The organism is Staphylococcus sp. HMSC067F07 (assembly GCF_001837405.1).
Taxonomy (GTDB): domain Bacteria; phylum Bacillota; class Bacilli; order Staphylococcales; family Staphylococcaceae; genus Staphylococcus; species Staphylococcus capitis.
In genome coordinates this window covers 306819-321929 of record NZ_KV832234.1, presented here as the reverse complement: position 1 = coordinate 321929, position 15111 = coordinate 306819, and the positions used below count along the sequence as shown (strand labels likewise).

4 protein-coding genes are annotated in these 15111 nt (G+C 31.4%); 3 read left to right on the top strand and 1 reads right to left on the bottom strand.

Annotated elements, in window-relative coordinates:
- Window positions 1-4 precede the first annotated feature (4 nt).
- Window positions 5-11113 carry a SasC/FmtB family protein gene (locus tag HMPREF2706_RS04730; protein ID WP_070862222.1) on the top strand — a complete coding sequence of 3703 codons (11109 nt, stop codon included), beginning with the start codon at window positions 5-7 and terminating at the stop codon, window positions 11111-11113.
- Window positions 11114-11173: 60 nt separating this feature from the next.
- On the opposite strand, the gene HMPREF2706_RS04725 is transcribed toward HMPREF2706_RS04730, so the two are convergent.
- Entirely contained in the window at window positions 11174-12433 is a 1260-nt protein-coding gene (locus HMPREF2706_RS04725) for a BaiN/RdsA family NAD(P)/FAD-dependent oxidoreductase (RefSeq protein WP_049427355.1), read from the bottom strand.
- Between the two features lie 327 nt (window positions 12434-12760).
- On the opposite strand from HMPREF2706_RS04725, the gene HMPREF2706_RS04720 reads away from it, so the two are divergent.
- The gene (locus tag HMPREF2706_RS04720) at window positions 12761-14422 is read left to right on the top strand and encodes a putative polysaccharide biosynthesis protein (protein WP_049427353.1); all 1662 of its coding nucleotides are present in this window, start codon (window positions 12761-12763) and stop codon (window positions 14420-14422) included.
- Window positions 14419-15111: a pseudouridine synthase gene (locus tag HMPREF2706_RS04715; RefSeq protein ID WP_049427352.1), complete on the top strand. Its 693-nt coding sequence runs from the start codon at window positions 14419-14421 to the stop codon at window positions 15109-15111. Before HMPREF2706_RS04720 ends, HMPREF2706_RS04715 begins: the two co-directional genes overlap by 4 nt.

Genomic DNA, 15111 nt, shown 5'->3' with positions numbered 1-15111 from the left:
CTTAATGAATCTATTTAGAAAACAGAAATTTAGTATTAGAAAATTTAACATTGGAATTTTTTCGGCACTCATTGCGACTGTTACATTTTTAGCGCATCCATCACAAGCCTCTGCATCAGAACTAGACTCAACTCAACCCGAAAGTTCTGAAGGAACAGTGCAAAATGGCTCTGGACAAAATGTGTCAACTGAAGAATCAAGCGCACAATTAAACAACGATGTTATTCAAGGTGATAATAAACCAAGTACAACTCATTTAGAACAATCTGATAATTTGAATAACTCACAAATTACAGGCAATACACTAGATCAAACACAATCTCTAACTAATAATGAATCAAATGAATTAGAAAATGAAACTAATACTTTAGCAACTAATACGAATTCTACTATCGATGAGAACGCTATACATGTTGATAACACAACTCAACACTATTTAGAAGCTAAGGCTAATGATAAGTCATCTAAAGATGCTAAAAATACGTCAAATCCAATCACACACGATACTAAGATAGTAAGAGAAGAAAGTAATTTACCTAAAAAAAGAAGCCGAAGAGATTTACCAGCTGGAGATAGCAACAACGCAAACACAGCTACGACAGCTAATGATCCTAATTTGAGTAATACGGGATCAAACAGTATAAAAACAACGTTAACATTTGATGATTTAGATATTACTAGTAGTAATAACAGACATAAACCTGAAGTAAAAGTCCTAAATGAATTAAAAGGATTCAAAATGATTAATGGTGGTAGTGTAGGGTTAGTTAATAGTGAACTTGAGCGTACCAATGTATTTCATAGTGGCGATCCTAGAAACTATCAAGCAAGTGGTAATGTATTGGTTCTAGGTAGATCAAGAGGGACAGATGTTAATGATCATGGAGGTTTCAATGGAGTTGAAAAAGATTTCACTGTTAATCCAAATTCAGAATTAATATTTGGATTTAATACAATGCCTGCCAATAATGGTAAAGGTGGAACATATTTAATAGTTAAAAATGCAGATAATGATAAGCAAATTGTGAAACAAGATGTTCAAGATGGTGGGATTTGGAGATTAGTTAAAATTCCAGATAATGTTATTAGAGTTAAAGTTCAATTTTTACCAAATAATGATATTATGACTGACACTCGCCGAGTGGCTCTATTAAAGGATGGATATAAATATTACTCACTTATAGATTCCATTGATATCGCTTCAGGATCTCATTTGAAGGTGCTCCCTAAGGAAAATAATGATGCTGTGAAGAATAATAAACAATTTGAAGTGAGTACTAGAATAGAGAATGATGGTAATTTCGCTGCTGCGTTAGATACTAATAAATTAATTTATACGGTTAAATTACCAGAAAACTTTGAGTATATTGATGATTCTACTGTAGCTACGTTCGTTAATGGAAATATGCCAAATACTACAATTAAACCTTTAAGTGTAAATTACAATCGACAAACTAATACACTGACTTTCACAAGTAATGGTGTGAATAAGTCTAGTAGTAATCAAGAAGATGCTAAATTTTTACCTAATAAAATTTTAAATATTAAATATAAATTAAGACCTGTTAATATTCCAACGCCTAGACAAGTTACAGTTAATCAATCAATAACATATAAAACTTATGCTCAATATTACTTAAATACTAATGATAATACTGTAACTGCGCAACAAACACCATTTACAATTGATGTAAAAATGAATAAAGACGATTTAGAAGAACAAGTGAATAAAGAAGTTATACCTTCAAATTATACTTTAGCCTCTTTTAACGCTTATAAAAAATTAAAAGCACAAGCACAAACGATACTTGAAGAAGAAGCTAATAATAAACCAATTAATGAGAGAGTTTCCCAAGCTGAAATCGATAGTTTGTTACATCAATTACAGAATACATTAATTAATAGGGTGGACGCAGCTCAAGAAATTAATAATAAAGCACAAGATATGAGTGATGAAGCGGAAGCTAACAATGAATTAACTACTGAAGAAAAAGAAGCTCTAACGGAGAGAATAGATAATGATAAGAATGAAATCCTCAGTAAAATTGATGATCAAACAACTGATGAAGGTGTCGAGCAAGTTAAAAATACTGGACTAACTACCTTGGCTGCAGACACTCCTCAACCAGTAATAAAACCTAAAGCACGTGAAGCCATTAATAATAAAGTTACTGATCAAAAAGCGTTAATTAACCAAAATAATGAGGCAACGCATGAAGAGAAAAATGTCGCAATTCAAAAAGTTGATAATCATTCTTCGGAATCACTACAAAAAATTGGTGAGGCTGAAACAGAGAGTACTGTTAATGCAGCGAGAGATGAGGGTATTAATAACATTTCTTCGGACATTCCAAACCCTCAACAAAAAGCCGAAGCTAGAAGAATAATCAATCAAAAAGCTCAAGATAAAATCACTGAAATTAATCAAAACACTCAAGCCACTCAAGACGAGAGAAATATTGCTTTAAACAATGTAAACCAAGCAAAAACACAAGCTTTGCAAAATTTTCAAAATGCTAATACAAATAATGATGTTACTAACGCTAAAGATGCTGCAATAAATACAATTAATCAATTAAGTGTTAACCCTGTTAAAAGAAAGCAAGCTATTAATGAATTAAACACGGTAGCGCAGCAACAAAAACAGAACATTCAAAGAGATAATGAAGCTACGACCGAAGAAAAAACGGAAGCTGAAAGTAAAGTGGAGAGAGAATTAGCTCAAGCTACTCAAAACATTAATTCTGCATCTACTAACAATGAGGTTGACCAAGCAAAAACAAGTGGTCAGAATGCTATTAATTCAGCCAATCCTAACACTACAGTTAAGCGAATGGCACGAGAAGCAATTGAAAATAAAGTAACTTCTCAAATTCAACAAATCAATGCTAATAACAAAGCAACTAATGAAGAAAAAGAGACAGCAATTAATAATGTATATGCACATAAGCAAGAAGCTTTGAACAATGTTACTAATGCTCATTCAAATTCAGATGTTAAAAATGTACAACAAGATGGTGTAAACACTATCAATCTAGATCAACCTAATGCGATTAAAAAAGATCAAGCAATTTTGGAATTAAGTCAAAAGGCACAAGAAAGAAAAGCTACACTTAACCAAACACCAGATGCAACTGATGAAGAGAAAAACGCTGCTAATACCAAGGTTGATCAGGCACTTAATGATGGTATACAACAAATTAATCGTTCAACATCAAATAATGACGTTGATAATGCTAAGACAAATGCTACACAAACAATCGATAACATCAATGTAGATGTTCTAAAGAAACCACAAGCTAAAGAAGAAATCGCCTCTAAAGTGAATGACAAACAAAGAGAAATAACTAATGATAATGAAGGTACTACTGAAGAAAAACAAAGTGCTATAGAAAGTGTAAATCAAGCTAAAGTTGAGGCTGACAGTGGTATTTCACAAGCTCAAACTAATACAGAGGTTGAAAAAGCTAAAAATGCTGGATTGAGTAATATTGGAAATATTCATCCTGTCTTTAATAAAAAACAACAAGCACGTACAAAAATAAATGAGAAATTTAAAACAAAACAAGATCAAATCAATCAAACCCCTAATGCTACTCAAGAAGAGAAAAATGAAGCATTAACAAGATTAACGCAAGCTAAAGATGCTGTATTACAAACAATAAGTAATTCACAATCAAATGATAATGTTGACCAAGCACAAACTAATGGAATTCAAACTTTAGATGGTATTAACACTACAGTTAATAAAAAACCTCAAGCAAAAGAAAATATTAATCATGTCGCTCAAAATCATAATAATGAAATTGACTTAAATAATAACGCTACTACTGAAGAAAAAGATGATGCAAAGAATTTAGTAAATGCAGCAATTACTAACATCAATAATAATATTGACAACGCAGATACAGACGCTCAAGTAGATAGCGCAGTGATTAATGGAACTCAAACGATAAATTCAATTACTCCTGCTACGACTGTAAAAACTAATGCTAAAAATGAAATTGCTAAAAAAGCAGATTCTATCATAGCTAAAAACCAAACTTCACCTGATGCTACTGACGAAGAAAAAGCTGAAGCTAATTCAAAAGTAGAAGAAGCAAAAGCTGAAGCTAATAGTAACATTCAAATAGCAAAGTCAAAAGAACAAGTTAAAGAAGCAAAAGATAACGGTCTTAATAAAATTAATGAAATTAGCCCAACTACTACAATTAAGTCAGAAGCTAGAAAGGCTGTTCAAAATAAAGTAAACGAGCAAATTGGTTTAATCAAAGCGACACCAGATGCAACTGATGAAGAAAAAGCAACTGCTATTGCAAAAGTTAATAGTGAACTAGCCAAAGTTCAACAACAAATTAATACAGAACATACATCTCAAGGAGTTAATAGTGTTAAGGCAAATGCAATGACTGCAATAGAGCAAATCACAGCTCAAGCAATAGAGAAAGAAACCGCTAGAGATGCAGTTAAACAAAAAGCTAATGAACAAACTGATGTTATCAATAATAACAATAACTCAACAGAGGAAGAGAAAGTAGAAGCGATAGGCAGAATAAATAATGCTAAACAAGAAGCACTAAACAATATTAATAGTGCAACAATGAATCAAGCCGTAACTAGTGCTAAAAATGAGGGTATTAATAATATTAATTTAATTCAATCGTCAACATCTACTAAGACAAATGCTAAGAGTGATATTGATCGTAAATTAAGTGAACAAATAGAAAATATTAACCAGCATCAAACTGCTACAACAGAAGAAAAAGATACAGCTGTTCAATTAGCAAACCAAAAAGCTAATGAAGCAAAAAATAATATTCAAACTGCAACGGATAACGAAGGCGTTGCTCAGGCTAAGACAAATGGCATAAGTGCAATAAATAATATTGAACCTAATGCACAACAAAAACCTACCGCTAAACAAGATATAGAAACCAAAGTAACTGAACAAAATAGAGTAATTGATAATACGGCTAATGCAACTGATGAAGAAAAGCAAGAAGCTAAAAATAGAGTAAAAACAGAAGAAAATACAGGTAATCAAAATATTGATCAAGCTCAAACAAATCAACAAGTAATTGATGCAAAAACTACTACTATTGATACAATAAACACTATTATCCTTAATGTAACAAAGAAACCAACCGCAAATAGGGAAATTGATGCTAAGTTTGAGCAACTTAAACAAGCTATCAATTCTACACCTGATGCAACAACAGATGAGAAAAATGAAGCTATACAACGTTTAATTGAAAAAAAAGATGAAAGTAAAAATCTAATTAGTCAAGCAACTAAGGATGCACAAGTAGATCAAAATAAAGAAAATGGAATACATGAATTAGAAACTATTCATGCTCATCCAACTAAAAAAGCAGAGGCTATTCATGCTGTTCAAGAGAAAGTTAAATCACAAAATGACTTAATTACGAATAACAACGATGCAACAGATGAAGAAAAAGAGGTCGCAAAAAATCTTCTAGAAGCAAGCAAAATAAAAACAATTAGTAGTATTAATCAAGCACAAACAAATGCTCAAGTAGATAATGCTAAAAACACAGGTATGGATGAGATGAGTTTAATTCACCCAGCGACTACTACCAAAACTGATGCTAAAACAGCTCTTGATCAAAAAGCTCAACAGCAGGATACAATTATTAATGGTAATAATGATGCAACAGACGAAGAGAAAGCTAAAGCAAGAGAGCTAGTTGAACAAGCTAAAACTGAAGCTAAAAATAATATAAATAGTGACCATACAACTATTGATGTTAATAATGAAAAAACTAAGGGCATACAAAAAATTGCAGAAATTCACCCAGCTACAACTGTTAAGTCTAACGCTAAACAAGAATTACAAAATAAAGCTGATGATCAGATCGCTCAAATTACTAACACGCCTAATGCAACTCAAGAAGAGAAACAAGATGCTATCACAGAAGTTAATACTTCATTGGCTCAGGCTAATCAAAACATCAATCAAGCGCATTCTACTGAGGAAGTTAAACGTGCCAAAGGTGATGGAATTAACTCTATTAACGATATTCATGCAAAAGTAAACAAGAAACAATCTGCTATTAATGAATTAAAACAAAAAGCTAATGAACAAAAACAGTTAATCTTAGCTAATAACAACGCGACTGATGATGAAAAAAATGCAGCACAAGCACAAGTAGATGCTAAATTAGCTGAAGAAATACAAAATGTTAACAATGCGGATACAAATGCTCAAGTAGATAATGTAAAATCTAAAGCAATCACAGCAATAAGTGCTATCAATGCCCAACCTCATAAGAGACAAGATGCTATCAATAGTTTAATTGCTCAGGCAGAAAGTAAAAAAGCTGACATAAGAAATAATTCTCAAGCTACTACTGAAGAAAAAAATACGGCAACGCAATCTATTGAAGCAGCTTTAACTAAAGCTAAAGCAGAAATTAGTAATGCTCAAACGAATGCTGTAGTGGATGAAAAGTTTGAAGCAGGTAAACAAAATCTCCAACAAATTGAGGTATCAACAGTAACTAAAACAACTGCAAAAGCTGATGTAGCAAATGCTATAAATAATAAAAGAGAACAAATTAATATTAATCGTCAGGCTACAACAGAGGAAAAAGATGAAGCACTTAATCAACTAAAACAGGAAGAAACGAAGGCAAATAATGCAATTGATTCAGCCTTAGCAAATCAAAATGTTAATGATGCCAAAACACAATACTTGGCAAGTATTGAAAATATTCAGCCTAATATTGTTAAAAAGCCTGCATCAAATGATGTAATCAATAATAAAGTAACAGAACAAACAAAACTTATTAATAATAATCAAGAAGCTACTTCAGAAGAGAAACAGGCAGCTTTAACGAAATTAGAAACTGCGAAAACTAGTGCACTTCAAAATATTAATCAAGCTTCTACAAATGACGAAGTTCAAGCAGCTGAAAATACTGGTGTTGCAGAAATAGGAAAAATAGTGCCAGAAACAACTGTGAAACAAGCAGCTAAACAAGGCATTGAACAAACTACTCAAAATCAAATAAACAAAATAAATGATAATAATAATTCAACATTTGAAGAAAAAGCAGTAGCTATTAATAAAGTCAACATAGCTAAAAATGAGGCATTAAATAATATTACTAATGCTACGACAACGCAGTTAGTTCAAGATGCAAAAAATAGCGGAACTATTGTAATCACAGGAATAAATCCTGATACATCGGTAAAAGCAAATGCGATTCAGGCTCTTTCAACAGAAGCTAAAAATAAAAATGATTTAATTGATCAAACACCTAATGCAACTGCTGAAGAAATGGAAGAAGCAAATAATAAAGTAGATAGTATCCAAGAAAAAGCAAATGCTAACATAGGCAAAGCTAATACAACAGATGAAGTTAACCAAATTAAAGCAAAAGCAATTCAAGATATGAAAGCTGTTCAAACTGAAGTTGTTAAAAAACAAAATGTGAAAGAACAACTTTCACAATTAGGTGAGAATCAAAAACAAGTGATTAATAGCAACACTGAAGCTACTAAGGATGAGAAAGGCGAAGCTATTGAGAGACTCAATAATGAATTAAATACTGCAACTACACAAATTAACAATGCAAGTCATAATAGTGAAGTAGACGGAATCTTAAATAATTCTAGACCTAAAATAGAAGCTATTACACCTCAAGCGAGAAAGAAACGTTCAGCAATAGATGAAATTGGTGCAAAAGTTAATGCACAAAATAGTGAAGTTGACAAAAATAAAGAAGCGACTTTAGAAGAGAGAAATGATGCACTAAATAAAATTAATCAAGCTTATGAAGAAGGTAAGGCTAACATTAAAAATGCCCAAACTAATGATGAAGTTGACAATGCTAAAAATTCAAGTATACAAAAAATTGCATTAATACAACCATCTACTGAAGTAAGAGCAAATGCCAGAAAAGCATTAAAAGCGAAAGCAGATGAACAAAACGCCTTAATTGACAGTAATCGCAATGCCACAACAGAAGAAAAATTGGAAGCAAAAGAATTAGTTGAACAAGAATTAAATTCATCTAACTATAGATTAAAACACGCTGATACAAATCAAGATGTTCAAAATATAATATCTGAAGATTCAAAAGCTATAGCTAATATACAACCATCTACTGATGTTAAGGATAGAGCTAAAGCAGATGTTGTTGCTAAAAGTAATGAAAAACAAAATGAAATTGTTAATAATACTGAAGCTACTACAGAAGAGAAAGAAGTGGCTTCCCAACAGCTTCAACAGGTTACTGATCGAACAAATAATTCAATTGGTTTAGCACAAGATACAGATCAAGTAAACGTAGAAAAGAATAAGGGCATAGAATCTATTAAAGATATTCAACCTATTATCATTAAAAAACCAGCTGCTAGGGTTGAGCTTGATAAAGCACTTAAAAGAAAACAAAACGAGGTTAATCAATTAACTAATGCAACTACGGACGAATTACAGCAAGCGTTAAATCATTTAGATCAATTTGTTCAAGAAGCTAAAACTAATATAAATCAAGCACAAACTAATGCTCAAGTAGATCAAGCTAAAGAGAACGGTACTAACAGTATTAATACTTTTGAACCAGTAATAGGTGTTAAACAGAATGCAATTGACGCAATTAATAATGCTAAACAAGAAAAAATCGACCGAATAAGTCAAGCTTTCAGTGCTACACAAGAAGAGAAAGATAAAGCATCACAATTCGTAAATGAAGAAGCTCAAAAAGCTATAGAATTAATTAATAAAGCCCAAACAAATTCACAAGTAACTGAAGCAAAAGATAATGTTTTAAATACGATTAAACAATTTGAACCAGAATATCATAAGAAGCGAAATGCAATACTAAAACTTTATGATATTGTTGATGCTCAAGAAGCTATTATTAATGCAGTTCCTGATGCGACAGAAGATGAGAAACAAAATGCTATAGATAAAGTTGAACAATTATTACGTGCTACGAAAAAAGAAATCGGTTTAGCAAGTGATAATGCTGGTGTAGATGACATTTACAACAACATATCAGAGCAAATTAAAACAATTTTCCCTGAAGTTGTAAGTAAATCTAATGCTAGAACTATACTTAACAATTTAGCTAATCAATTAATTAAAACATTTGAAAATACACCTGATGTTACTACAGAAGAACGTGATGATGCTATCAACCATGTGAAAAATCAATTAAGTGCTGTCTTAGGTGCAATCGATAAGGATACTAGAGATGTACAAGTGGCTCAAGAAAAGGTATTTGGTTTAAATGATTTAAACAATATTGTTATTAATGTAATTCAAAAACCAACTGCTAGAAAAGCTATAAATACAAAAGCAGATGAAATTAAATTATCAATTAACAATACACCTAATGCTACGGATGAGGAAAAACAGAATGCATTAGATAAAGTTCATGCTATTGTTAATGATGCCCAAAATAAAATCCGTGAAGCTAAAGCAGATAGTGAAGTTATGGTCGCTAAAACAGATGCAATTTCTTTACTTTCTGTTATCAATCCGGAAGTTCAAGTAAAACCATTTGCTTTAGATGAAATCCAACAACAAGCTAATAATCAAAAAGCTAAAATAAACAACAACTCTGAAGTGACTAAAGAAGAAAAAGATGCGGCTATACTTTTAGTAGATGATTTAATTAAACAGAGTGAAGTACGATTAGATGCTGCGACTAAAAACCAACAAGTTGAAGATATTAAAAATGATATTATTAATAAAATTTTAAATATTGAACCAACTAATAGCATTAAACCTGCAGCTTTGAAACAAATTTTAGCTAAATTAGACGCTCAAAAAGCGTTTATTAGTGAAAATAATGATGCTACAGACGAAGAGAAAGCGGTAGCTATAGATAAACTCGTAGAAGCGTCTAGTGAATATGCTGCTAAAATTGATGATGCTAAAACGAATGATGAGGTCGAAGCAGTTAAAAATCAAAGTATTAAAGATATAGAATCTATACTTTCTCTAATTAGTAAAAAACCTCAAGCTAAGTTAGAAGTACAACAGAAAGCTGAGGAAATTCGAACTACAATTAATTCTAATAAAGATGCTACTACTGAAGAGAAAAATGCAGCTTTAAAAACTTTAGATGAATTGATAAATGAGGCAAATGAATCTATATTATCTGCTCATACTAATAAAGAAGTTGATAAAGCCAAAGCACTTGCTTTACCGAAAATTGAAGAGGTGAAAGTTACAACTGAAGTTAAACCTCAAGCAAAAGCGCAAATTCAAGATGTAGCTAATAAGAAGAAAAATGAGTTTGAGAAATTTGAGGATGCAACTATTGAAGAAAAACAAGAAGTATTAAATAAACTTGCTGAGATAGTTAATACTATTAATCTTGCAATACAAGATTCTGAGGCTAATGCTGATGTATCGAAAACACTTCACGACGGTTTAGCTAAATTAGATTTAATTCAAATCAATGCACATAAGAAATCTGATGCGAAATCATACTTACATCAACAACTTTCTGCTAAAATTCATGCTGTTGAAGTAAATAGTGATGCGACAGTTGAAGAGAAGCAAGCATTTATTAGCAAATTAAAAGCTTTAGTCAATCGTATTCATATGCAAGTGAATGACTCAGAAACAAATGAAGAAGTAGATAATAGTTTGAATAACTTTAAAGTAGAATTTGAAAAATTAAAATTACAAACTCATAAAAAAGCTAATGCCAAACGTATCATTCAAAACAAAGCGGATGAAATCATTCGAAACATTGAAGATAATGATAAGGTTAGTTATCAAGCTAAATTAGCAGCTAAAAATTTAATTTCTCAAATTTTGAATGATTCATTTAATGAAATTGAAGACGCTAATGATAATAAAACTGTTGATGAAGTAGTCAAACAAACAATTACTAAACTAGAAGCTATAAAAGTTAAAGAAGATAAGTTAAACTCTATGGAATCTACTCATCAAACTGAACAAAATAATAAAGATAATGTAAATGGCTCTAATAATAATCAACATACAATAAATGAATTGCCTTATACTGGTGAAACAGATTATTCAGGACCTTTAGCAGGTGCAGCATTACTTTCAGGGCTAGCATTGTTATCTACACGTAAAATTAAAAAAGATAAAAAATCTTAATTCACTACTCAAAAAACCTTCTAGGTAGCATAAAACGTTACCTAGAAGGTTTTAAATATATTAGGATTCATTTTTAAAAGTTCCAGCATTAGATCCAGCAACGTGACCTGTCACTAATGCACTGGTTATATTGTATCCACCAGTATAACCATGTATATCTAATACCTCTCCACACAAAAATAATCCTGGAACGATTTTTGACATCATTGTTTTAGGTTGTATTTCTTTTAAAGATACACCACCACCAGTGACAAACGCTTTATCAATGGGGAGTGTTCCATTAACGTTAAACGTAAATCCTTTTAAATTTGAGATAAAATGATTTAATTGTTGATTAGACAAATGATGAGATGTAGTTTCATCACTAATATCGGATTGTTCTAACATAAACAATAAGTAACGTTCTTCAATTAAGCCATGCAAACTATTTTTTATATACTTATCTGGTTCAGCCTTTAATAAGGAGTTAATTTTTTGAGAGAGTTGATCGTGATTTAAATCTGGAAATACGTCCAATTGCATAGCAATATCCTGTTTCTTTTGATTCTTTTGTTCTTTATAGACAAATTGGCTACATCTAAGCGCAGCTGGACCACTTACACCAAAGTGCGTAAATATCATATCCATTTGATGGCTTATTCTTTTTTTACCATTTTTCTTTAAAACTGATAATTCTACATTTTTCAAACTTAATCCTTTAAGACGTTTTGATTTAATGAAAGCGTCTCTAGAAGTTATTGGAACTTCTGTAGGGAAGAGTTCGGTTATAGAGTGGCCAAGAGATTCGGCGAATTGATAACCGTCTCCAGTTGACCCTGTTTGTGGTACAGATGTACCACCAGTAGCAATGATTAAAGATTTACTTTGGAATTCACCTTTTTGAGTTGTAACATAAAAAATACCGTTATCATGAGAAATTTCTGTGACTGGAGTTTCCTCCATAACATTAACTTTGTTTTCATTAATTTGTTTAATCAAAGTGTTTACAACATCCTGTGCTTTATTGGATACAGGGAACATCCGACCGTGATCTTCTTCTTTTAATTTCACGCCTCGGCTTTCAAAAAATTCAATAATAGATTCATTATCAAAAACTGAGAAAGGACTATAAAGAAATTTACCGTTACCAGGTATGTTTTTGATTATTTCAGCATAGGGTAGGCGATTAGTAACATTACAACGACCTCCACCTGATATTTTCAATTTTCGTCCTAAACCCTTTTTCTTTTCAATTAATAAGACATTATCACTTACTTCACTTGCGGCGACTGCAGCCATTGAACCGCTGGGACCTCCGCCAATTATAATAGTTTGATACATTGAGTTACCTCCACATATTCCTTGTTACAATTGTATAAGACTATTTAAGTATTATCTAATAAAAATTAAGGTATGAGATGACAAAGAGTAAAAATATAATTATAATATGAAACTTGGAACCTCATTAAATTAATACTAACATCGTGTCTTTTTTCTACAGATACATAGCTTTTTAAAACATAATTTTTACAATGTCTAAAAAGTGGAAAATAAAAGACAAACATTTATTATTTTGTGATATATTTTTAAGTAATGCAAGGTAATAAGTTTTGATATAAACAACACGATATAAAACTTTAATAAAATTTTAAGATAGGAAGATAGGTAATGAGTGAGAGTAAAGAAATGGTTCGAGGAACCTTTTTAATTACATTAAGTATTTTAATTACTAAAGTATTAGGTGTGCTGTTTATTATCCCGTTCACTTCATTGATTGGCGGGCAAGAAAATATGGCTCCTTTTACTTATGCTTACGCTCCTTATAATATTGCAATTGCTGTAGCAACTGCAGGGGTGCCACTAGCAGCTTCTAAATACGTAGCTAAGTACAATGCTTTAGGTGCTTATAAGGTCAGTCAAAAGTTTTATAAGTCAAGTTTCATTGTAATGAGTATTACGGGTGTAATTGGCTTTCTAATTTTATATTTTTTAGCTCCATACATAGCAGAGTTAACTTTATCGCGTAAGAATAATGCGAAAACTGGTTGGTCAGTTGCTGATATTACATGGATTATAAGAATTATCAGTATGGTAGTTATATTTATACCAGTTTTAGCTACATGGAGAGGTATATTCCAAGGATACAAATCTATGGGCCCAACAGCTGTTTCAGAAGTAACAGAGCAAATTGCCCGAATTATTTTCATATTAGTAGGTAGTTACTTAGCTTTAAATGTATTTAATGGTACAGTTCTACAAGCAAATGGAATTGCCACGTTCGCAGCAGCAATCGGAGCTATAGCTGGAATTATTACGCTTTGGTATTATTGGATTAAACGTAGAAGAAATATTAAAGAAATGGTTGAGTCTGATACAGCTAATATGCATGTTTCTTATGGAAACATGTATAAAGAGATTATTGCTTACAGTATTCCATTTGTAATTGTAAGTTTAAATTTTCCATTATTTAATTTAGTAGATCAATTTACACATAACGGGGCTCTAAGTTTAGTTGGCGTAAATCCAAAGTTACAAGATACATTCTTTAACATGTTAAATATGTCTACAAATAAAATTGTAATGATCCCAACATCATTAAGTGCTGGTTTTGCGGTGAGTTTAATTCCATTTATTACAAAAACTTATGAAGAGGGTCGTCTAGAGGAAATGCATAGACAAATTAGAACATCTATTGGTGTCCTAATATTTATTACAGTACCAGCTAGTATAGGTATTATGGCATTAGCGCAACCTTTATTTACTGTATTCTATGGTTATGATCCTATTGTTCATGGTCACGACCCTAACTTTGACGGAAGTAGATTACTATTCTATTATGCACCCGTAGCGATATTAATTTCACTATTAAGTGTAACTGCTTCTATGTTGCAAGGTATTGATAAGCAAAAATTAACAGTCTTTGTTATTTTAGGTTCAGTAGTCATTAAATTAGCACTAAACTATCCGCTTATTATGCTTTTACACACTCCAGGTGCGGTACTAAGCACTGCAATTGCATTATTATTTGCGATTGGCTGTAATTTCTATATTTTAAAAAAATATGCGAAATTCAAATTCAGCTATAGTTGGATTCAATTTGCTAAAATATTCTTATACTCCTTCATCATGATGATAGGTGTAGAGGTTGTATACTTCATTCTTAAATTATTCCTAAATCCTACTAGATTTGGTTACCTCATTATAATAGCTATAAGTGTTATTGTTGGTGCGCTTATTTATGGTGGCATTACAATCAAGAATAGACTGGCTGACGAATTTTTAGGTGATGTTCCTGAAAAAATTAGACGAAAAGTGACGTTTTTAAGATGAGAATAGATAAATTTCTAGCTAATATGGGTTTAGGCACTCGTACTGAAGTAAAACAATTACTTAAAAAAGGTCTTGTAGAGGCTAATGAGAAAAAAATTAAAACACCTAAATCTCAAATTGACCCTGAAACCGACAAAGTAGTGGTTGATGGTGAAGAGATTTCATATGTAGATAACGTCTATATGATGCTAAATAAACCTAAAGGTTATATTTCAGCTACAGAAGATAACGCTCATCAAACTGTTTTAGATTTAATCCCTGAATTTTCACATTTAGGGATTTTTCCTGTAGGAAGGTTAGATAAAGACACAGAAGGGTTACTTTTATTAACTAATGATGGACAATTTAATCATGAATTAATGAGCCCCAAAAAACATGTATCTAAAACTTATGAAGTTATATCTAAATATCCTATTAAGCAGTCAGATATAGAAGCTTTTAAATTAGGCGTAGAACTTTCTGATGGTAAGGTCAAACCGGCAGAACTTATTAAAGGAAATGATAGACTTTCATATGTTACGATTTATGAAGGAAAATATCATCAAGTAAAACGAATGTTTCATAGTATCGAAAATGAGGTATTAGAATTGAAACGTGTTAAAATCGCCAATTTAGAATTAGATGAAACTCTAAATTCTGGTGAATATCGTTTTTTAAATGAACAAGATTTCGAAAATCTAAAAAAATGA